The 20,016-nt window shown below is 70.3% G+C and carries 22 protein-coding genes; 10 read left to right on the top strand and 12 right to left on the bottom strand.

Annotated features, from left to right (window positions below; genetic code table 11):
- Nucleotides 1–35 precede the first annotated feature (35 nt).
- Both OHA21_RS34905 and OHA21_RS34900 read left to right on the top strand, forming a co-directional pair.
- Complete coding sequence (locus OHA21_RS34905; protein ID WP_328462330.1) at nucleotides 36–818, top strand: S1 family peptidase; 783 nt, start codon at nucleotides 36–38, stop codon at nucleotides 816–818.
- A 47-nt stretch (nucleotides 819–865) separates the two neighbouring features.
- Complete coding sequence (locus OHA21_RS34900; protein WP_328462328.1) at nucleotides 866–1,480, top strand: rhomboid family intramembrane serine protease; 615 nt, start codon at nucleotides 866–868, stop codon at nucleotides 1,478–1,480.
- A 100-nt stretch (nucleotides 1,481–1,580) separates the two neighbouring features.
- On the opposite strand, the gene glpX is transcribed toward OHA21_RS34900, so the two are convergent.
- Nucleotides 1,581–2,657: a class II fructose-bisphosphatase gene (gene glpX / locus OHA21_RS34895; protein WP_442874942.1), complete on the bottom strand. Its 1,077-nt coding sequence runs from the start codon at nucleotides 2,655–2,657 to the stop codon at nucleotides 1,581–1,583.
- Between glpX and OHA21_RS34890 the strand changes: the two genes are divergently transcribed.
- Entirely contained in the window at nucleotides 2,569–3,441 is an 873-nt protein-coding gene (locus OHA21_RS34890; protein WP_328462324.1) for a DUF4245 domain-containing protein, read from the top strand. The two genes, glpX and OHA21_RS34890, sit on opposite strands and share 89 nt — an antisense overlap.
- A gap of 137 nt (nucleotides 3,442–3,578) precedes the next feature.
- On the opposite strand, the gene OHA21_RS34885 is transcribed toward OHA21_RS34890, so the two are convergent.
- From OHA21_RS34885 to OHA21_RS34875, 3 genes are read right to left on the bottom strand one after another with little or no spacing between them, the layout of a single operon-like run.
- Nucleotides 3,579–3,782 (bottom strand): exodeoxyribonuclease VII small subunit, encoded by a 204-nt coding sequence (locus OHA21_RS34885; RefSeq protein WP_328462322.1) that lies wholly within the window; start codon nucleotides 3,780–3,782, stop codon nucleotides 3,579–3,581.
- On the bottom strand, nucleotides 3,779–5,017 hold the full coding sequence (xseA, locus tag OHA21_RS34880; protein WP_328462320.1) for an exodeoxyribonuclease VII large subunit: 1,239 nt from the start codon (nucleotides 5,015–5,017) through the stop codon (nucleotides 3,779–3,781). Before xseA ends, OHA21_RS34885 begins: the two co-directional genes overlap by 4 nt.
- Before the next feature lie 9 nt (nucleotides 5,018–5,026).
- Nucleotides 5,027–5,584: a hypothetical protein gene (locus OHA21_RS34875; protein WP_328462318.1), complete on the bottom strand. Its 558-nt coding sequence runs from the start codon at nucleotides 5,582–5,584 to the stop codon at nucleotides 5,027–5,029.
- Between the two features lie 115 nt (nucleotides 5,585–5,699).
- On the opposite strand from OHA21_RS34875, the gene OHA21_RS34870 reads away from it, so the two are divergent.
- Nucleotides 5,700–6,719 (top strand): 4-hydroxy-3-methylbut-2-enyl diphosphate reductase, encoded by a 1,020-nt coding sequence (locus tag OHA21_RS34870; RefSeq protein ID WP_442875193.1) that lies wholly within the window; start codon nucleotides 5,700–5,702, stop codon nucleotides 6,717–6,719.
- Here the strand turns inward: OHA21_RS34870 and OHA21_RS34865 are convergent.
- Entirely contained in the window at nucleotides 6,712–7,845 is a 1,134-nt protein-coding gene (locus OHA21_RS34865; RefSeq protein WP_328462314.1) for a DNA recombination protein RmuC, read from the bottom strand. The two genes, OHA21_RS34870 and OHA21_RS34865, sit on opposite strands and share 8 nt — an antisense overlap.
- Before the next feature lie 53 nt (nucleotides 7,846–7,898).
- On the opposite strand from OHA21_RS34865, the gene OHA21_RS34860 reads away from it, so the two are divergent.
- Nucleotides 7,899–8,618 (top strand): hypothetical protein, encoded by a 720-nt coding sequence (locus OHA21_RS34860; protein ID WP_328462312.1) that lies wholly within the window; start codon nucleotides 7,899–7,901, stop codon nucleotides 8,616–8,618.
- A gap of 18 nt (nucleotides 8,619–8,636) precedes the next feature.
- Here OHA21_RS34860 and OHA21_RS34855 read toward each other — a convergent pair whose 3' ends face one another.
- The 4 genes from OHA21_RS34855 to OHA21_RS34840 all read right to left on the bottom strand — a co-directional run bounded on the left by OHA21_RS34855 (nucleotide 8,637) and on the right by OHA21_RS34840 (nucleotide 14,934).
- Nucleotides 8,637–9,188 (bottom strand): hypothetical protein, encoded by a 552-nt coding sequence (locus OHA21_RS34855; RefSeq protein ID WP_328462310.1) that lies wholly within the window; start codon nucleotides 9,186–9,188, stop codon nucleotides 8,637–8,639.
- Between the two features lie 66 nt (nucleotides 9,189–9,254).
- Complete coding sequence (gene valS, locus OHA21_RS34850) at nucleotides 9,255–11,792, bottom strand: valine--tRNA ligase (RefSeq protein WP_328462308.1); 2,538 nt, start codon at nucleotides 11,790–11,792, stop codon at nucleotides 9,255–9,257.
- A 931-nt stretch (nucleotides 11,793–12,723) separates the two neighbouring features.
- Nucleotides 12,724–13,221, bottom strand: a complete 498-nt coding sequence (locus tag OHA21_RS34845; RefSeq protein ID WP_328462306.1) for a methylated-DNA--[protein]-cysteine S-methyltransferase — start codon at nucleotides 13,219–13,221, stop codon at nucleotides 12,724–12,726.
- Nucleotides 13,222–13,344: 123 nt separating this feature from the next.
- Nucleotides 13,345–14,934: a DNA-3-methyladenine glycosylase 2 family protein gene (locus OHA21_RS34840; RefSeq protein ID WP_328462304.1), complete on the bottom strand. Its 1,590-nt coding sequence runs from the start codon at nucleotides 14,932–14,934 to the stop codon at nucleotides 13,345–13,347.
- Between the two features lie 105 nt (nucleotides 14,935–15,039).
- Here OHA21_RS34840 and OHA21_RS34835 point away from each other — a divergent pair, with 105 nt between their 5' ends.
- From OHA21_RS34835 to OHA21_RS34820, 4 genes are all read left to right on the top strand, one after another.
- The gene (locus tag OHA21_RS34835; RefSeq protein ID WP_328462302.1) at nucleotides 15,040–15,837 is read left to right on the top strand and encodes an alpha/beta fold hydrolase; all 798 of its coding nucleotides are present in this window, start codon (nucleotides 15,040–15,042) and stop codon (nucleotides 15,835–15,837) included.
- Between the two features lie 23 nt (nucleotides 15,838–15,860).
- The gene (gene ychF / locus OHA21_RS34830; RefSeq protein ID WP_328462300.1) at nucleotides 15,861–16,946 is read left to right on the top strand and encodes a redox-regulated ATPase YchF; all 1,086 of its coding nucleotides are present in this window, start codon (nucleotides 15,861–15,863) and stop codon (nucleotides 16,944–16,946) included.
- A 134-nt stretch (nucleotides 16,947–17,080) separates the two neighbouring features.
- A complete protein-coding gene (locus OHA21_RS34825) occupies nucleotides 17,081–17,320 on the top strand; it encodes a hypothetical protein (RefSeq protein WP_328462298.1) in 240 nt (79 codons plus the stop codon).
- A gap of 14 nt (nucleotides 17,321–17,334) precedes the next feature.
- Nucleotides 17,335–17,712 (top strand): PIN domain-containing protein, encoded by a 378-nt coding sequence (locus tag OHA21_RS34820; protein ID WP_328478727.1) that lies wholly within the window; start codon nucleotides 17,335–17,337, stop codon nucleotides 17,710–17,712.
- A 34-nt stretch (nucleotides 17,713–17,746) separates the two neighbouring features.
- Here the strand turns inward: OHA21_RS34820 and OHA21_RS34815 are convergent, their stop codons facing one another.
- Nucleotides 17,747–18,337: a helix-turn-helix domain-containing protein gene (locus tag OHA21_RS34815; RefSeq protein ID WP_328462296.1), complete on the bottom strand. Its 591-nt coding sequence runs from the start codon at nucleotides 18,335–18,337 to the stop codon at nucleotides 17,747–17,749.
- Between the two features lie 63 nt (nucleotides 18,338–18,400).
- On the opposite strand from OHA21_RS34815, the gene OHA21_RS34810 reads away from it, so the two are divergent.
- On the top strand, nucleotides 18,401–18,880 hold the full coding sequence (locus OHA21_RS34810; protein ID WP_328462294.1) for a GNAT family N-acetyltransferase: 480 nt from the start codon (nucleotides 18,401–18,403) through the stop codon (nucleotides 18,878–18,880).
- 10 nt (nucleotides 18,881–18,890) lie between these two features.
- On the opposite strand, the gene OHA21_RS34805 is transcribed toward OHA21_RS34810, so the two are convergent.
- Nucleotides 18,891–19,511 carry a hypothetical protein gene (locus OHA21_RS34805; protein WP_328462292.1) on the bottom strand — a complete coding sequence of 207 codons (621 nt, stop codon included), beginning with the start codon at nucleotides 19,509–19,511 and terminating at the stop codon, nucleotides 18,891–18,893.
- 198 nt (nucleotides 19,512–19,709) lie between these two features.
- Nucleotides 19,710–20,015, bottom strand: coding sequence for a DUF1905 domain-containing protein (locus tag OHA21_RS34800; RefSeq protein ID WP_328462290.1), 306 nt, complete (start codon nucleotides 20,013–20,015; stop codon nucleotides 19,710–19,712).
- Between the last annotated feature and the right edge of the window lies 1 nt (nucleotide 20,016).

Raw genomic sequence — 20,016 nt, 5'->3', positions numbered from 1 at the left:
CGCGCAGCCCCGTTTTGCTGTGATCAAATGTCTGCATGGTCCGAAATGCCGTCTCGCTTGTTCTGGCCGTCGCCGTCACCCTGGCCTGCGCGAACCTGCCCGCCCGGGCCGCCGAAACTGACGAGCCGGTTCGCGAGGTGGTCGGCGGCAAAGTGGCGACGGCCGGCAAGTTCCCCTGGGTGGTGCGCCTCTCGATGGGCTGCGGCGGCACGTTGACCGCGCCCCGGGTGGTGCTGACGGCCGGGCACTGCGTCGGCGCCACCGGACCCAACAAGAAGATCACCGTCACCGCGGGAGTCTCCGACCTCAAATCCGACCGGGCCATCACCGTGAAGTCGGTCGAGGTGATCCGGGCCGAGGACTTCATCACCGAGACCCGCGGCGACGACTGGGCGGTGGTCAAACTCGAACGCCCGCTCGACCTGCCGACCATCGGCCTGGTCGAGGACGGCAGCGACACCGGCACGTTCACGGTGATGGGCTGGGGACAGACCCGCGAGGGCGCGCTGCGCCAGCAACGGCGACTGCACTACGCCGACGTGCCGACCATCCCGGACGACAAGTGCGCGGCGGCGTACCGCAAAGCCGGCGTGACCCTGGTCCGCGACGAGTCGATCTGCGCCGGCCGGCACGGCGTGGACACCTGCCAGGGCGACTCCGGCGGGCCGATGGTGCGCCGGTCCGCCGCCGGGCGCTGGGAACAGGTCGGCATCGTCAGCTGGGGGCTGGGCTGCGCCCGGGACGGCTACTTCGGCGTCTACACCCAGATCTCCAAGTTCCGCCCCGCCATCCAGGAGGCGATCCGCAAGCTCAGCTGAGCGGCTCCCGGGTGGCCGCGCGAGCAATGCCCTGCCACCATCGGTGCATGGGGTACGGGTGGACGGCGGCACGCGAGGACGAAGCGGCGAAATTCGGGACTGACGCGTTCTACTCGTCGATCGGGCGCGCGTTCGTGACCATGTGCGCGGTGATCCCGGTCCTGTTCGTCATCGAGGCGATCGACGTGGGCCTGGGCCCCGGCACCCTCGACGTCGCCGGCGGCATCATCCCGCACCGCATCGAGGGGCTGGACGGGATCCTGTTCAGCCCGTTCCTGCACTCCGGCTGGGACCATCTGTACGGCAACGCCGTCCCGCTCATCCTGCTCGGCACCTTCGTGCTGGCCGGCGGCGCCCGGCGGGCCATCTGGTCCACCTTCGTGATCATGATGGTCACCGGGATCGGCGTCTGGTTCGTCGGCGACCCGCGCAGCGTCGTGGTCGGCGCCAGCGGCGTGATCTTCGGATACCTGGGCCTGCTGTTCACCCGCGGCCTGGTCGAGCGCAGCTGGTGGAACTTCGGGGTGGCCGTCTTCATCGGCCTGCTCTACTGGTACCAGCTGTACGGCATCCTCCCCACCGACCCGCGGGTCTCCTGGCAGGGCCACCTGCTCGGCCTGATCGGCGGCGTGATCGCCGCCATCCTGTTCCGCCGCCGCTGACCCCCTCGGCTGACCGCCCGCGCTGCCTCCGCAGCCGTGAAACAGCTCTGGCCGTCAGCCGGGTTTCTCAGCTGACGGCCAAAGCTGTTTCGGCGAACCGTCAGCTGAGCGGGACCGTCGGCAGGTGGCCGTCGAAGTCGACGGCCGAGTAGAGGGCCAGCTTCTCCAGCCGGTGATACGAGTCGATCACCCGGATCGTGCCGCTCTTGGACCGCATCACGATCGACTGGGTGTGCGCGCCACCGGAGCGGTAGCGGACCCCCTTGAGCAGGTCGCCCGAGGTGACACCGGTGGCGACGAAGAAGCAGTTGTCGCCGGTCACCAGGTCGTCGGTGGTGAGCACCCGGTCCAGGTCGTGGCCGCCGGCGATGGCCTTCTCGCGCTCGGCGTCGTCGCGCGGCCACAGCTTCGCCTGGATCATGCCGCCGAGACACTTCAGGGCGCAGGCCGCGGTGATGCCCTCCGGGGTGCCGCCGATGCCCATCAGCACGTCGACGTCGGACTCCAGACGCGCCGCCGAGATGGCGCCGGCGATGTCACCGTCCGAGATGAACTTGATGTTGGCGCCGGCCTGCCGCACCTCGTCGACCAGCTGCGAGTGACGAGGACGGTCCAGGATGCACACCGTCACGTCGGAGACGCTGGAGCGCTTCGCCTTCGCGATGCGGCGCAGGTTCTCCTTCACCCCGGCGTTGATGTCGACGACGTCGGCGCAATCCGGGCCGACCGCGATCTTGTCCATGTAGAAGACCGCGCTCGGGTCGAACATCGCACCCCGCTCGGCCACCGCGAGAACCGCGATCGAACCCGGCATCCCCTTGCTCATCAGCGTGGTGCCGTCGATCGGGTCGACCGCGACGTCCACCTCCGGCCCGGTGCCGTCGCCGACCCGCTCCCCGTTGAAGAGCATCGGCGCCTCGTCCTTCTCACCCTCACCGATCACCACGACGCCGCGCATCTGGATCGAGTTGATGAGCTTGCGCATGGCGTCGACGGCGGCGCCGTCACCGCCGTTCTTGTCACCGCGGCCGACCCAGCGGCCGGCCGCCATCGCGGCGGCTTCGGTCACGCGGACGAGGTCGAGGGCGATGTTTCGGTCGAGATCCTGGGGGACTCGGGCGGGCACGGCGGCCTCCTCGCGACATTGCGGGGCTGGTAGGTCCTCCGATCCTGGCATTAGAGGCCGCGCCAAGTCTCGGTTCAGCGACATGGTTAACAATGGGTCGGTGGAACCCGCATCGCCCCAGCAGCCCCAGCCCGCCGACACACCGGCCCCGGCGGGCACAGCAGCCCCGGCCGACGCACCCCTCGGCAGCGCGGCCCCGGCTGGTGCGGCCCCGGACAGCGTGGCACCGGCTGGGGTGGCGGCACCGGCCGCCGGTGACGCGGCAGCCGCCGGTGGGGCGACGTCCGCCGGGGCAGGGCCCGGCCAGGCTGCGGCTCAGCCGCGGCTTGCGGCTCGGGAAGGGCGCCGGCCGCGCGACATGTTCTACTCGCTGGCGGTGCTGCTCATTCCGATCGCGCTGGTTCTGACCTTCTACCGGGTCCTCTTCGACGGCGACAAGCCGATCTCCGTCGACCCGGCCCCGGCGATCCAGCAGGCGGCACAGGAGTTCACCGTCGCCGAGCCGACCGGCTTAGGCGACGATTGGCACATCACATCGGCCCACACCCGCCACGAGGACGGTGGGGTGACGCTGCGCCTCGGGTTCGTCGACCCGGACGACGACCCGATCCTGCTGGTGCAGAGCACAGTGCCGGCCGCCACCCTGGTCCCGGCCGAGGTCGGCGCCGAGGGCAAGCGCATCGGCGCCTTCCGCACCACCGAACGGACGTGGATGCGCTACTCCGGCCGCCCCGGCGAGACCGCCCTGATCTTCACCGAGCAGAACCGAACCGTGATCATCGTCGGCAAGACCGACCAGGAGAACCTGGACACCCTGGCCGCAGCGCTGTCCTGACCAACGGCCGGCCGTAATGGCCCGTGCTCCGCTCCAACGGTCGGCGGCGCGGTTGGCTATTGGTCGGCGCGGGCGGCTACTGGTCAGCTCAGGCGGCTATTGGTCGGCTCGGGCGGCTATATGGTCGGCTCAGGCGGCTATTGGTCGGCTCGGGCGGCGCGGGCCGCCTCGATGCGCTCGCGGGCGCCCTCCAGCCAGCGCTGGCAGATGTCGGCCAGTTTCTCGCCGCGCTCCCACAGGGCGAGCGACTCCTCCAGGCTGCCGCCGCCCTGCTCCAGCCGCTCGACCACGGTGGCCAGCTCGGTGCGGGCCTGCTCGTAGCTCAAGTTCTCGTCGGTCATTCGCTCTCCTGTACCGCTGCCTGCAGCTCGCCGTCCGCGAGCCGGATCCGAAGGAGGTCGCCGGCCGCCACCTCGTCCGCGGCGCGGACCACGTGGCCGTCGGCGCGCTGCACGATGGCGTAGCCGCGCTCCAGGGTCGCCGCCGGTGACAGCGCGCGCAGCCGGGCCACGGTGTGCCGCAGGTCGTCGTCGGCCCGGCGGAGCCGGTGCTCGAGGCTGCGCCCGGCCCGGTCACGCAGCGCGGTCACCTCGGTGCCGCGCTGGTCGAGCAGCGCCTCGGGGCGGGCCAGCACCGGCCGGGACCGCCACGCCTCGATCCGCTGCCGCTCCCGGTCGATCATGCCGAGCACCGCCCGGTCCAGCCGGGACCGGGCGTGCTCCATCAGCCGCAACTCGTCGGCCAGGTCGGGCACGATCCGCTTGGCGGCGTCGGTCGGGGTGGAGGCGCGCAGGTCAGCGACGTAGTCGAGCAGCGGCGCGTCGGTCTCGTGGCCGATCGCGCTGACCACCGGGGTCCGCGCCCCGAACACGGCCCGGCACAGCGCCTCGTCGGAGAACGGCAGCAGATCCTCCACGCTGCCGCCGCCGCGGGCGATCACGATCACGTCGACGGTGTCGTCGTTGTCCAGCACCTTGAGCGCGTCGATGATCTGCGGCACCGCGGTCGGACCCTGCACCGGCACGTTGATGACCCGGAACTCGACGGCCGGCCAGCGGCGCCGGGTGTTCATCAGCACGTCCCGCTCGGCGGCACTGGCCCGGCCGGTGATCAGCCCGATCCGGCCGGGCAGGAACGGCAGCCGCCGCTTGCGCTCCCGGGCGAACAGGCCCTCCGCGCCCAGCAGACGTTTCAGTTTCTCCAGCCGGGCCAGCAGCTCACCGAGCCCGACCTGGCGGATCTCGTCGGCGCGCAGGCTGAGCGTGCCCCGGCCCGGATAGAACTCCGGCTTGGCGTGCAGCGTGACCCGGGCGCCCTCGGCCAGCTCGGGGGCACCGGCGTCGAGCACGTCACGGTGCGCGGTGACGGTCAGGCTGAGGTCGGCGGACGGGTCGCGCAGGGTCAGGAAGACCACCCCGGAGCCGGGCCGCCGGCTGATCTGGGCGACCTGCCCGTCCACCCACACCCAGCCGAGCTTCGCGATCCAGGCGCCGACCTTCTGGCTGACCACGCGCACCGGCCATGGCTCCTCGGCGGTGCTCTTGGCCGCGCTCTTCTGCGGATCGGGCTCAGTCACCCGGCCAGATTAGGTCAGCCCACCGACATTCTGGTCTCTGCGATCCGGGGTGGCGGCGTACGCCCGTCCTTCGGCATGCCCGCCGAGGCCGCTCAGATCCACCGGGGTCCGCCGTTCCGGCAGCCGCCGCTCCACCGCGGTGAGGACCGTCAGCAGCAGCAGAGCCACACAACCCCAGAAGATCAGGTCAGCGACCAGGTACTTCACGTCCACGTGCGCACCGGCGCCGGTTCCCAGGAACGGGTACGGATACCCGCGCCGCTGCGGATAAGCCTCCAGACAGCACCGCGTGGTCGTCGGCAGCGCCCCGGCCACCAGACCGGCCAGCGCGATCGGCGTGGCGAGGAGATACCCGGCGCGGCTCGGGTCCAGCCGGTGCCGGGTCAGCAGCAGCGCCCCGCCCAGCGCCAGCACCACGTGGAACACCAGGTACGCCCCGGTCAGCCCACCGTCCACCTCGACAGCAAGGTTCAACAGCCCGATGCCCAGCAGGAACCAGCCGGTCATCACCCGCAGCACAGCCGGGATCGAGGGCCACAGACCGTCCTGCGCGTCCTCGCCCGTCATGATCCGAGTATCCCGCCGGATCAGGCACGTTCGGGCCGAAACGCCCCGACCGGGCGCACAGCGTCAACACTCCACCGTCCGGCCCGGGGCCGTCGATCACCCTGCTGTGGCGCTGATCGCAGGAAAGCGGCCGGGCGAGCGAGGCACGTACCATGGCCGGGTGACTGAAGCTCGTAAGCGGGTGTTGCTCGCCAAGCCGCGTGGCTACTGCGCCGGTGTCGACCGCGCTGTGCAGACCGTCGAGGAGGCGCTGAAGCTCTACGGCGCCCCCGTCTACGTGCGCAAGCAGATCGTGCACAACAAGCACGTGGTGAGCACGCTGGAGGCCCGCGGGGCGATCTTCGTGGAGGAGAACTACGAGGTGCCCGAGGGCGCGACCGTGGTCTTCTCCGCGCACGGCGTGGCCCCCGAGGTGCACGAGCAGGCCCGCGAGCGCAACCTCAAGGCGATCGACGCCACCTGCCCGCTGGTCACCAAGGTGCACCACGAGGCCAAGCGGTTCGCCGCCGAGGACTACGACATCCTGCTCATCGGCCATGAGGGCCACGAGGAGGTGATCGGCACCTCCGGTGAGGCGCCCGCGCACATCCAGCTCGTCGACGGGCCCGACGACGTGGACAACGTCGTCGTCCGCGACCCGGCGAAGGTCGTCTGGCTCTCCCAGACCACGCTGTCGGTCGACGAGACGATGGAGACGGTTGCCCGGCTCAAGACCCGGCTGCCGCTGCTGCAGTCCCCGCCGAGCGACGACATCTGCTACGCCACGTCCAACCGGCAGCACGTGATCAAGGAGATCGCGCCGGACTGCGACGTGGTGATCGTGGTCGGCTCGACCAACTCGTCGAACTCGGTGCGTCTCGTCGAGGTCGCCCTCGGCGCCGGCGCGCGAGCCGGCCACCTGGTCGACTTCGCCTCCGAGATCCAGGACGAGTGGCTGGCCGGCGCCACCACGGTCGGTGTCTCCTCCGGCGCGAGCGTCCCGGACGAGCTGGTCATGGAGGTGCTGGCGCACCTCGCCGAGCGTGGCTTCGGCGAGGTCACCGAGTACACGACGGCCGAGGAGCGCCTGACCTTCTCGCTGCCGCAGGAGCTGCGCAGGGACATGAAGGCCGCGGCCGCCGCGAAAGCTAGCTGAGCTCCGGCGCCTGCGGCTGGCGAGGCGTCAACTCGATCTGTACGGGCGGCGGCAGCTCGTCGTCCGCGACGCCCATCTCGGCCAGCTTGCGGGCGCTCACCAGCACCCGCGACTCCAGCGACCCGACCGCCCGGTTGTACGCGGTGACCGCCCCGGCCAGCGACGTCCCCAGCTTGTCGACGTGGTCACCGAGGGTGGACAACCGCCCGTACAGCTCCCGGGCCAGCCCGTGCACAGCGGCCGCGTTGCGGGTCAGCGTCTCCTGCCGCCACGAGTAGGCGACCGTGCGCAGCATCGCGATCAGCGTCGCCGGGGTGGCGAGCACCACATTGCGGCGGAACGCGTACTCCATCAGCGTCGGGTCCCGCTGCAACGCGACGTCCAGGAACGGGTCGGCCGGCACGAACAGCACCACGAAATCCGGGGTCGACTCGAACGCCGTCCAATACCGCTTCCCGGACAGCGAGTCCACATGCGCCCGCAGATGCCGGGCGTGCTGGTCCAGGCAGGCGTCGCGCTCCGGCTCGGAGCGGGCCTCCATCGCCGACAGGTACCCCTCCAGCGGCGCCTTGGCGTCGACCACCACACTGCGCCCGCCGTGCAGCCGCACCACCAGGTCGGGCCGCACCCCCTGCTGATCGGTGGACGCGGTCACCTGCTCCGCGAAGTCACAGTGCTCCAGCAGCCCGGCCGCCTCCACGATGCGCCGCAACTGGTGCTCACCCCACCGGCCGCGCACCTGCGGCGCCCGCAGCGCCGCCACCAGCTGCTTCGTCTCGGTACGCAACTCGCCCGAGACCACCCCCATGGCCCGGACCTGTTCGCGCAGCTCCGCGTACGCGTCGATCCGGTCGTGCTCGAGTTGGGCGACGCGTTCCTCGTACCGTCGCAGGGTTTCGTGCAGCGGGCCCACTGCCCGGGCGACCGCCTCCTGGGACTGGGCCGTGGCCTCATAGGACAGAGCGCGTAGCGACTGCTCCAGGCGCTGCTCGCCGTCGCGCGCGGCGGCCAGCGTCGCCTCCAGCCGGGCGATGTCGGTGGCGGCGCGGGCGCGGGCAACCAGCCAGCCCAGGGCGGCGCCGGCGAGCAGGCAGACGAGAATCACAGCCAGTGTCGAGAACGTCACCACCGCAGATTGCCAGAAAGGTAAGACATGAACTGCGGGGGTACCGTGGAAACATGACGAGCGTGTTGCTGATCGTGGCCATTGTGGCGGTGGTCGTGCTGGTCATCGCCGGGACGCAGCGCAACGGCCAGGCGCGCCGGCAGACCCAGCTCGAGGACGCGCGCGCCGAGGCGCAGCGCTGGTATGAACGGCTCGGCGGCCAGGTGATGAACCTGTCCTCCGAGGAGCCGGCGGCACGGCAGGCGCTCGCTGACGCGAGCGAGCGTTACAACGCGGCCGGCGGCCAACTTCAACAGGCCAACACGGTACGGCAGTACGAGCTGGCCCGGGAGTCGGCGCTGGAGGGTCTGGCGTACGTTCGGGCGGCCCGCACCGCGATGGGCATCGACCCCGGCCCTGACCTGCCGCAACTCGCCGGCGCCCAGGGCACCGGGCAGCTCACCCAGGAGCGCGAGGTGACCGTGCAGGGCCACGCCTACAAGGCGGGGCCGCGGCCCGGCGCCGACACGCCCTACTACTACCCCGGCGGCCGCGTGCAGGGCCGCCCGGTCCCGGCCGGCTGGTATTCGACACCGGTGTGGAAGACCGCGCTCGGCGCCGGCGCCGGTGTGCTCGGCGGCATGCTGATCTTCGACGCCCTGTTCTCGCCGGGCTTCGGCGACTTCGGCTACGACGGTGACTTCGGCGACGCCGGCGGCGGCGATTTCGCGGGCGGGGACTTCGGCGGCGATTTCGGTGGTGGCGGGGACTTCGGCGGCGGCTTCGACTTCTGACCGCCGCGGACGTCGCGTCTAGACCTTGCCTGCGGCGCGCATCCGCCGGTCCAGCTCGCGGCGCAGGGCACCCGGGCTGGGCCAGATCTGAGTGAGATCAGCGGTGTACGCCGGCCCGCGCGGCGTGTCCACCAGGGCCGGATCACCGTGGTCGGCGCCCTGCACCGGGTGCACGCTGTCCAGGTCGGCCGGCACGACCTCGAGCACCGTACGCAGGCCGTCGCGGCGAACCACCACGGCGGCGATGTCCGCCCAGTCCAGCAGAATCGGGTCGCTGTCCTGCGCGGCCAGCTCCAGACCGCCGGCCGAGACCCGTACCCAGGTCGGCAGAGCCGCCCGGGCGGAAAGCGCGTAGGTGCCGGCCACGCATGCGCCGATGACGACCGCCTGCAGCGCGGTGACCCACCACGGGTCCCCGGAGTCGCCCGTGATCCAGCCGACGATCGGTGACACCGCGACATAGGCGACGATCAGCGCGACGGACACCACGGCGAACGTCCGGGCCGGTGACGACCGGAACAGCACCGCGTCCCGGGCCGGCGCCACGACCTGCTCCGGTGCGATCGACATGCCTCCTATGGTGGACCAAGCCGAGCCCCCGCTACCGGGCTTTCGCCAGGTAGCGGAGGCCGTGACTCAGAACGCGCAGGCGATCACGAGCTCCGGGGTGCGGTCGCGCAGCAGGTCGAGCTTGGTGATCCGGCCGGCGGCCCGGAAATCACCGTCGATCAGCTCCAGCCGGTCGAGCAGCTCCGCCGGGCCGAGCGCCTCGGCGAGCGGCACCTCCGTCTTCATCGACAGCTTCCGGTCCGATTTGGCCCGCCGGACCTGCCGCAACGCCTCCCCGGCGAGATCCAGCAGGGTCGGATCGCTGTCCGGAGCGACGCGGGACAACTCGTACGTCGTCGGCCAGGTGGCGCGGTGCACCGAACCGTAACGCCACCAGGACCAGACCTCCTCCGTCACATACGGCAGGAAGGGTGCGAACAGCCGCAGCTGCACCGACAACCCGGCCGCCAGCGCGGCCCGCGCCGAGTCGGCGCCCGGCCCCGACCCGTAGGCCCGGTCCTTGACCAGCTCGATGTAGTCGTCGCAGAACGTCCAGAAGAACGTCTCGGCGGTTTGCAGCGCATCGGTGTGCTGGTACTGCTCGAAGGCGGTCGTCGCGGCGCCGAGCACCTCCGCCAGCCGGCCCAGCATGGCCCGGTCCAGCGGCTCGGTGACCGGCCGGCGCAGCGCCTCGGCCGCACCCAGCCCGAGAGCGAACTTCGACGCGTTGAGCAGCTTGGTCGCCAACCGCCGCCCCACCTTGAGCTGAGCCGGCTCGAACGCCAGGTCGGCGCCGGGACGGCCGCTCGCCGCCCAGTACCGAACGGCATCGGACCCGTACTGCTCCAGCAGCGCGAGCGGGGTGACCACGTCGTTGCCCTGCGACTTGGAGATCTTCTTGTGGTCCGGGTCGAGGATCCAGCCGGACAGCACCGCCCGCTTCCACGGCAGCGTGTCGTGGAGCTGATCGGCACGCAGCACCGACGAGAACAGCCAGGTCCGGATGATCTCCTGGCCCTGCGGGCGCAGATCCATCGGGAAGACCCGCCGGTGCAGGTCCTCGTCGGTGCTCCAGCCGGTGACGATCTGCGGGCTCAGCGACGACGTCGCCCAGGTGTCCATCACGTCGGGATCCGCGGTGAAACCGCCCGGGACGTCGCGCTGCGACTCGGTGAACCCCGGCGGACAATCCGAGGACGGGTCGACTGGCAGTGTGGAATCGTCCGGTATGAGAAGCTGGTCGTAATCCGGCTCGCCAGCGTCGTCGAGCCGGTACCAGATCGGGACGGGCACGCCGAAGAACCGCTGCCGGCTGATCAGCCAATCCCCGGTCAAACCGGTGACCCAATGGTCGTACCGATGGCGCATGCTCTCCGGAACCCACTCCAACTCCCGGCCGCGCGCCAGCAAGCGCTCGCGCAGCCCCGGATCGCGCCCGCCGTTGCGGATGAACCACTGCCGGCTGGTGACAATCTCCAGCGGCGAGTCGCCCTTCTCGTAGAACTTCACCGGATGCGTGACCGGCCGCGGCTCCCCGAGCAGGTCACCGGACTCCTGCAGCAACCGGACGATCTCCCGGCGGGCCGCGTTGACGGTCAGGCCGGCAAACGCCTGATAGGCCGCCGCGGGAACACCGGCCGGACGATCCGCCAGGAACCGCCCGTCCCGGCCGAGCACGACCCGCGTGTCCAGCTCCAGGTCGCGCCACCAGGTGACGTCGGCCAGGTCGCCGAACGTGCAGACCATCGCGATACCCGTACCCTTGTCGGCCGCGGCCAGCGGATGCTCCCGGACCGGAACCTCGACGTCGAAGAACGGCGTCCGCACCGAGGTCAGGCCGGCGAACCGCGGATCACCGGGATGATGAACCAGAGCGACACACGCCGGCAGCAACTCGGGCCGGGTCGTGTCGACCTCGACCGGGCCGTCCGGCCCGTGGAACCGCAACCGGTGATAGGCGCCGGGCCGCTCCCGGTCCTCCAACTCGGCCTGCGCCACCGCCGTCCGGAAACCGATGTCCCAGAGCGTCGGCGCCTCCGCCGTATACGCCTCCCCGCGAGCCAGATTGGCCAGAAAGACCCGCTGCGAGACAGCCCGCGCCTTCGTCCCGATCGTCGAATAGGTCAATCCCCAGTCGACAGAGAGACCCAGCCGGCGCCACAACGCCTCGAACGCCTTCTCATCCTCGACCGTCAACCGATTGCAGAGCTCGACGAAATTGCGCCGCGAGATCGAAACCGGCTGCTTCGGCGGTTTCGCCGGCGGCTCCCAACCCGCGTCGTAGGGCAGCGCCGGATCGCAACGGACACCGAAAACATTCTGCACGCGGCGCTCGGTGGGCAGCCCGTTGTCGTCCCAGCCCATCGGATAGAACACGGTCTTCCCACGCATCCGCTGAAAACGCGCGACGGTGTCGGTATGCGTGTACGAAAAGACGTGCCCGATATGCAACGACCCCGATACGGTCGGCGGGGGTGTGTCGATCGAATACACATCCGCCCGCTCCTTGGAACGGTCGAATGCGTACGTGCCCTCCCCCTGCCAGCGCGGCGCCCACTTCCCCTCGAGCCCGTCCAGAGACGGCCGCTCGGGGAGACCGTGGCGCCCGGTTCCCGTATCAGTCATGCCGCTCAGCGTAGGACCGATGCCCTGCCCCGGCGAGACCTTTTGCGCCGCTGTGGACAACCCTCAGCCGCTGGTCGCACGGCGGCCGGGTCCGGCATGCCGATTCCCCTGAAAACCAGCTTCGGTACGCGTATTCGCCCGAGTTCGCCATACCCAGCGGCCTGAACACCCACTGCAGTCAGCGTGCCCGCCGAACTGAAGCACGTGGCCGCCGCTCGCCTGCACGTCTCCCACCGCCGCACCCTTAACCCAGCTCAGCCCCGCCGTGGGTCGCTCCTCCCGCTCAACCCCGCTGCGAGTCGCCCTCCCGCTCAGCCCGCTCAGTCCCAGCCGCTAGTCCCCTCGGCTCAGCTCAGCTCCGCCGTGAGTCGCCCTCCCGCTCAGCCCCATCCAACCGCGAGCCGCCCTCCTGCTCAGCCCAGCCCAGCCGCAAGTTCTCCCAGCTCAGCTCAGCCGCAAGCCCCCGTTCAGCCCAACCGCGAGCCGCCCTTCCGCCCAACCCAGCCCAACCGCGAGCCGCCCTTCCGCTCAACCCAGCCCAACCGCGAGCCGCCCTTCCGTTCAGTCCGCCCAACCCAACCCAGCTCAGCCCAGCCCAGCCCTCTCAGCTCAGCGGCCCCGCGTCGCCCCCAGCCCAGCCGCCGATGACGCACGTTCGAGTGCGAGTTGCTCGGTTAGGTGTCTGGGTGGCGGCTGGTGGGGGCGAGCCGCCACCCAGGCGTGTTTCAAAGCGCTGGTTGGATGCCCAGGCGGCGGCTGGTGAGGGCGAGCCGCCACCCAGGCGTGTTTCGAAGCGCTGGTTAGATGCCCAGGCGGCGGCTGGCTTGGGCGAGCCGCCGCCCACGCATGTTTTCGAGGTGCCGATTGGGCTGCCGGAACCGCCCGGCAGCCGCGTGCCCGTTTCTCCCGGCCACTGCCGCGGCGGCCGAGCTCAGCCGGCGGCCTCGTGTTCCAGCAGCCACGACTTGACCGGCAGTCCCCAGCGGTAACCGCCAAGCGATCCGTCGGTGCGCAGCACCCGATGACACGGCAGGATCAGCGCTACCGCGTTGCGGGCGCAGGCGGCCGCCGCGGCCCGGATCGCAGTCGGCCGGCCGGACAGATCGGCATATCGGGTGTACGTCACCGGGGCGCCCGGCTTGATCTGCCGCATGACCTCCCAGGCATGCCGCATGAACTCGCCACGCGTGTACTGCTCCACCACGATCCCGTCCAGCGCGGTCAGATCACCGGCCAGATAGTCGCGCACCGCGGCACGCACGGGCCCGACGTCGTCGTCCGCCTCCACCGGCGCCAACAGGCTCGGATGGACCAGACTCATCAACTCCGGCACGTCGGTGGTGAAACCCGCGGCACGAACCGCACCCGCGGCCGTGGTGACCACCGTGAACGGGCCGATCGGGGTGTCCAAGGTCGAATGACGCAACATGATTCTCTCCTCACAGGGGGATCCAGCGTGGCCGACCGGGAGCGATCTTGCGCAGCGGCCTGTGGACAACGCGGGATTGTGGACAACGGTTCGGATGGGATGCGGCGCCGGTAGGTTCGGTTCTCAGGCGGCGCGCCAGAGGCGGACCAAGGCGTAGGAACGCCAGGGCCGCCAGCGTTCGGCGTGTTTTGCCAAGGATCGGGGGGAGTCGGGCAGGCCCAGTGCTGCGGCGCCGCGGCGGGCGGCCAGGTCGGTCTCGAGTAAGACGTCGGGGTCGCCGATCGCACGCATCGCCACGTAGCCGGCAGTCCATGGGCCTATTCCGGGCAGGTCCATGAGGCGGGCGACGGTTTCGGTGCGGTCGGCGCCGGGTTCCAGGTCGAGCTTGCCGTCGGCCACGGCTTCCGCCAGGGCGCGGATGGTGGCGCGGCGAGAGGCCGGCATGCCGAAGGCGGAATCGGGAAGCGCAGCGATGGCTTCGGCGGCCGGGAAGCCGGTGAGCGGCCGGGTAGCCGGTTGGGAGGTGGACTCGGGGGAGGGGGAGGGGCCCTCGGCCGGAGATGAGCCCGCGGCCGGAGATGAGCCCTCGGCCGGAGATGAGCCCGCGGCCGGAGATGAGCCCGCGGCCGGAAATGAGCCCGCGGCCGAAGATGAGCCCGCGGCCGAAGAGAGGCCATCGACCGCACCAGCAGCACGCAGCATCCGGTGCAAAGTCGTCCGAGCACCCGCCACACTCACTTGCTGCCCGACCACAGCCCGAACAGCCATCTCAAACCCATCGACCGCCCGAGCCACCCGCACCCCCGGCTCAGCCGCCACGGCCGCACCCAGCGCAGGATCCGCCCCCAGCATCGCGTCGACCGCGACCGGATCGGCGTCCAGATCGAACAGCCGCCGGCACCGCGCCACCGCCGGCGCCAGATCCCGCACGTCGCTGAGCTGCAGCGTCGCATGCACCCACCGATCTCCCGGCCGCAGCGCGACGCTCGCGCTGCCATGCGGCAGGAGCAACCCTCGGCGGTACGTGTCTCCGGCCATTTCGTCGACTCCGGGCAGGGTGCGCGCCCCGAGGAACTCCAGGAGCGACGCGGCGTGCAGCGGAGGCCGGTACGCCAGACGCAGGTTGATCACGCCGGCTTCCCCCCGCCCGGTGGGCCGCTTCTCGCGCAGCTGGCTGGGCGATGTCGCGTACACCTCAAGCATCGTGTCGTTGAACTGCCGCACACTGCCGAACCCAGCCGCGAACGCGATCTCGGCCAGCCCGAGATCGGTGGTCTCGACGAGGATCCGGGCGGTCTGCGCCCGCTGGGCTCGCGCGAGCGCCAGCGGCCCGGCGCCGAGTTCGGCGGTGAGCATCCGGTTGAGGTGCCGTTCGGTGTAGCCGAGCCGGCTGGCGAGCCCGGACACGCCTTCCCGGTCGACGACGCCGTCGCCGATGAGCCGCATGGCCCGTCCGACGGTGTCGGCCCGGGCGTCCCATTCCGGGGAGCCGGGGGCGGCGTCGGGCCGGCAGCGGCGGCAGGCCCGGTAGCCGGCTCGTTGGGCGGCGGCTGCGCTCGGGTGGAAGGTGACGTTCTCCCGTTTCGGGGTGACCGCCGGGCAGGACGGCCGGCAGTAGATCCCGGTGGTCCGGACCGCCGTGTAGAACCAGCCGTCGAACCGTTGGTCGCGGCTGTCGACGGCGCGGTAGCAGCGTTCGAAGTCCAGTTCCATGCCTTGAGTCTGCTCCCGGCGCGCCCCGGAAAGCTGGCGGGATTCGGACATGGCCGTCTGTCAACCGTGGTTGACGACTCGGGATCTGTCAACTACGGTTGACGCATGGCGACGACAGCGATCAAGCGCCAGATCCACTGGCGGACCTACGGCAGCGGCGGCCCCAAACTCGTGCTCCTGCACGGCGGGATGCAGGCCTCCGCCAACTTCACCAAGCTCGCCCGCAACCTCGCCCGGACCCACACTGTGTACGTCCCTGACCGTCGCGGACGTGGCCTCAGCGCTCCGGCGGCGGCCGGTCACGGTCTGCGGGTCGAGATCGACGACCTGCACGCGGTGCTCGACGAAACCGGCGCCGGCAACGTCTTCGGCCTCAGCTCCGGGGCGGTCGTCGCGCTGCGCGCCGCGATGGAGTTGCCGATCGAGCGCCTGGCCCTCTACGAGCCACCGCTCAAGTACGGCGTACACGACCCGATCGCCTGGCTGCCGCGGTACGAGAAGGAGCTGGCCGCGAACAAGCGGGCCGCCGCGTATGTGACGGTCGTTCAGGGCACCGGCGAGCTCCGCCACGTGCCGAGGGCTGCGCTGACCCCGTTCATCCGGCTCGCGATCAGCAATGGCCGGGGCCGGCTGATCGGCGACCTGATCCCGACGATGCGCCTCGACGCGGCGGTGGTCCAGGATGCGGCCGGGCCGTTGGAGACGTACGCGGCGGTGACGGCCGAGACGCTTCTGCTCGGTGGCGAGCGCTCCTCGGCGTACCTGAAAGGGGTCTTGAATGACCTTGAACCGATCCTGCCGAGAGTGCGCAGAGTGACCCTGAGCGGGGTGGGGCACACCGCCGCGGACGACAGCGGCAAGCCCGAGCTGGTCGCCGCCGAACTGCGCCGGTTCTTTGAATAGCCGAACCCGTAGACTGGCGTTCCGTGAGCCTCACCATCGGAATCGTCGGCCTGCCCAACGTCGGCAAGAGCACCCTGTTCAACGCCCTGACCAAGAACGACGTGCTCGCCGCGAACTACCCGTTCGCGACGATCGAGCCCAACGTCGGCGTGGTCGGGCTGCCCGACGAGCGGCTGGGGAAGCTCGCCGAGCTGTTCAGCAGTGAGAAGATCCTGCCGGCGCCGGTGAGCTTCGTCGACATCGCCGGCCTGGTGCGCGGCGCCTCCAAGGGGCAGGGCCGGGGCAACGCGTTCCTCGCGAACATCCGCGACGCTTCCGCGATCTGCCAGGTGGTGCGGGCCTTCTCCGACCCGAACGTGCTGCACGTCGACGGCAAGGTCTCGCCGGCCGACGACATCGAGACGATCAACACCGAGCTGATCCTGGCCGACCTGCAGACGGTCGAGAAGGCCCTGCCGCGGCTGCAGAAGGAAGCGAAGCTCAAGAAGGAGAAGGCCGCCGCGGTGGCCGCCGCCGAGGCCGCGTTCAAGCTGCTCAACGACGGTGTCACGCTCTACCAGGGTGCGAAGGCCGCGGGCATCGAGCTGGAGCTGCTGGCCGAGCTGCACCTGCTCACCACCAAGCCGTTCCTGTACGTGTTCAACGTCGACGAGGCCGAGCTGGGCAACGAGACGTTCCTCGACGAGCTGCGCGCGCTGGTCGCCCCGGCCGAGGCGGTCTTCATGGACGCCAAGATCGAGTCCGAGTTGATCGAGCTGGACGACGACGAGGCCCTCGAACTGCTGCAGTCGACCGGGCAGTCCGAGCCGGGGCTGAACCGGCTGATCCGGGTCGGGTTCGAGACGCTCGGCCTGCAGACCTACCTGACCGCCGGTCCGAAGGAGGCCCGCGCCTGGGTGATCCCGGTCGGCGCGACCGCCCCCGAGGCGGCCGGCGTGATCCACTCCGACTTCCAGCGCGGCTTCATCAAGGCCGAGATCGTCAGCTTCGACGACCTGATGGCGGCCGGGTCGATGGCCGCGGCCAAGTCCGCCGGCAAGGTCCGCATGGAGGGCAAGGACTACGTCATGAAGGACGGCGACGTGGTCGAGTTCCGCTTCAACGTCTGATTTCATGCCGACGTCTGCCGCATCGGGTCTGCGCCTTAATAGGCGCGGATTCAACCTCCGCCGAGCTTTCAGTGCAGTCGTGGCCTGCGCGCCAGGCTCGCTCCGTGCTGGTAATACCATGGTATGGTCGATGGATGGCCAGGACGAAGAAGGTCACGATCACGCTGCCGGCAGAGTTGCTGGAGAGCATGAAGGCGCACACGGACAACGTCTCCGGCTACCTCACCGAGTTGGCCGAGCGGGCCGAGCGGCGCAGGCTACTCCGGGAGGAGTTGGACCGCTACCAGGGCGAGTCCGGGGCGTTCACTGACCAGGAGATGGCCGAGGCTCGGGCGCTCCTGCACGGGACCGGGGAGACCGGGCGTGCGGCGTGAGCCTTGAGTCATTGGTGCTCGACTCGCAGGGCTTCTCGGAGTGGATCGACCAGGATCGCAAGGTGATGCGCCTGCTGGAGCAGGCGGAGCGTGACGGGGTCGATCTGGCCATGTCGGCTGCCACGATCATCGAGGTTGCTCACTTTGGTGTGGATGTCGCGCGGCTGAGTTGGCTGCTGTCCCGGATCCGGGTGGAGTCGGTGACGAAGGAAACCGCCCGTCGCAGCGCGGGGCTGTTGAAGGCGGCAGGGCTTCATGGGCACAAGTACGCCATCGACGCCATGGTCGCGGAGGTGGCGCTGCGGCTACCTGCGCCGGTGGCGGTCTTGACCTCCGATGTCGACGACATGGTCAAGCTGTGCGGGCAACGGGTTCGGATCATCGGGCTGTAGGTGGGTTCTCCAGCGGTTGCGGCCGGCGGTCGGGTCACTCGGCCAGGTCGTAGACGGCGAGTGCTGCGTCGAGCATCTGCTTCTGGGCGACAGCCGGGAAGGCGGCCGGGTCGGCGGCTGCGTACGCCGCCACGCCCTCGGTCATGGCGATCAGGGCCAGTGTCGCGGCTGACACCCGGTCCGCCGGCCAGTCGGGTGCGGCTGCGGCGGTGAGGCGTTCGACCCTGGTCCGCCAGGCGCGGTTGTTGCGGCGGTGCTCGGCGATCAGGTCTTCGTCGGAGACGGCTGCGGCCAGGAAGCCCATCCAGACCACCGCTTCCTGGCGGGTCTGCTCGTTGATCGCCATGCCCTGATGCAGGACTGCCCGCAACGCCGCCCGGGGGGTGGCTGCTGCGGCCTCCAGCGCCTCGACCCGAGCGCGGGTGGTCTCGTGCAGTAGCTGCCGGGCGTGCAGGAGCAGGGCCTGGCGGTTCGGGAAGCGGTGCATCACCAGCCCGGTGGTGCAACCGGCGGCAGCTGCTACCGCGCGCACGGTCAGCCGTTCCAGACCCTGCTCGGCCAGCACGGTCCATACCGCCCGGGACAACGCCTCGCCCTGCGCCGATCGGTCCGCTGTGCGTGACACGCGTCGCACCTCTCTCTTTTCGTAACGGATGTTACCGTAACGCTTGTTACGAAGGAGGCCGCCATGACCTGGACCATTGAAGAGCGCTCGTGGGACGACCCGGCGGGGGCTGCGCTCCGCAACGCGCAGCGGGCCGAACTCGACGTCCGTTACGGCTCAGACGACCATGAGCCCGGTACGCCGCCGTCCGCCGCCGACATCGATCTCTTCCTGGTCGCCCTGGACAGCGCCGGGCGGGCTGTCGGCTGTGGAGCTCTGCGCCGCCTGGACGCGGACAGCGCCGAGGTCAAGCGCATGTATGTCGAGCCGGGCAGCCGCGGCTCCGGCGTGTCCACGGCGATTCTGCACGCCTTGGAGGCGGCCGCGCTCGACCGCGGGTGGACGACGATCCGCCTGGAGACCGGGCCGGCCCAGCCGGACGCGATGCGCTTCTACGAACGCGAGGGGTACACCGAGATCCTGCCGTTCGGCGCCTACGTCGGCTCCGACGTGTCGGTCTGCTACGAACGCGCGCTGCGGGACAGCACCGGCGCGCGCCGATAGGAAAGGCCCCTCAGATCTCGTCCTCCTGCGTGGCCGCCAGATAGGTCTGGTTGAGCACACCGAGCGTCGACATGCCCTGCGGAATGCCGCCGCCGACGTATTGCCACGGGATGGCGCGCAGGTGGCGGCGCACCTCCTCGTCCTGGGTGATCAGCCGTTTCATGGTGACCGCGATCTGGTCGGCGATCCATTTCTTGTCGGCGGCGGTGAGAGCCACGGGTACCTCCTCAAGGTGCCAGGTGCCGGTGTCACGCTCGCGGGCCGGTGTGTCGCCGGCCGAGAAATGCGCGTGCGCGGTGTGGGGGTTGTCGCCGGAATAACGCCGGGCGGTCCAGCCCTGTGTCGCCGACCAGATGGTCCGGTCGTGAATGACATAGGTGAGGCGTTTCTCCTTGCCGGACCGGCAGCGCGCCACGATGAACTCGACGACGTCGCGCATGTCGACGCCGGAACCCAGGTTCGCGTCGACGTCGATCGCGTGGACCAGATTGCGCTCGTCCGGGTTGTGGTCGGAGTCGCGGCCCTGATGCGCGGTGTCGCCGATCCACCCGTCCGAACTCTTGTCGCGACCGGGGAACACGGTGTTGAAATCGGTGCGCAGGCGCACCAGGCTCGGAACCAGGGTGGCCATCAGCGGACCCCACCCTGCTGTTCGGTTTGGTTGTCCATGGGGGCCTTTCGCCAGGATTCGGCTCCCGTGGTTGTTCCCAGCCACCGTCGGGGATAATCCGGGTCGCGTCCGACCAATCTGGTGTTCGGTTCGCGTCAAGCGTGCGCCGGGAGGCGGCGCGGCGACCAGGTTGCCGACCGATCGGGTGACGCGAGCGCTTCAGTCTCCGGTCTGGCGGGACGGGCGCACAACTACCGCGACGACGTCACCTTCGCCTATGCCTTCGGCGTTTCGGACGGCGTCCTTGAGGGGGACCAGATAGCGGCCGTCGCGGGGGAAGAGGGCCGTTCGGAACTCGGTTCGACCGATGACGGCCTGTACCGGCACCTGGCCCCAATAGATCAGTTCTCGTGCTTCTTCTTTGAGTTCGGCGCTGTCGGCTTCGGACATCGCCACGAAGTAGAAGGGCGCCGGCCCGCGCCACTCGATGATCTCGCCACTGAATCGCCACTCCACAATGCGCATT

It is taken from the genome of Actinoplanes sp. NBC_00393, from assembly GCF_036053395.1.
Lineage (GTDB): Bacteria > Actinomycetota > Actinomycetes > Mycobacteriales > Micromonosporaceae > Actinoplanes.
This window is presented reverse-complemented; position numbering and strand designations above follow the sequence as displayed.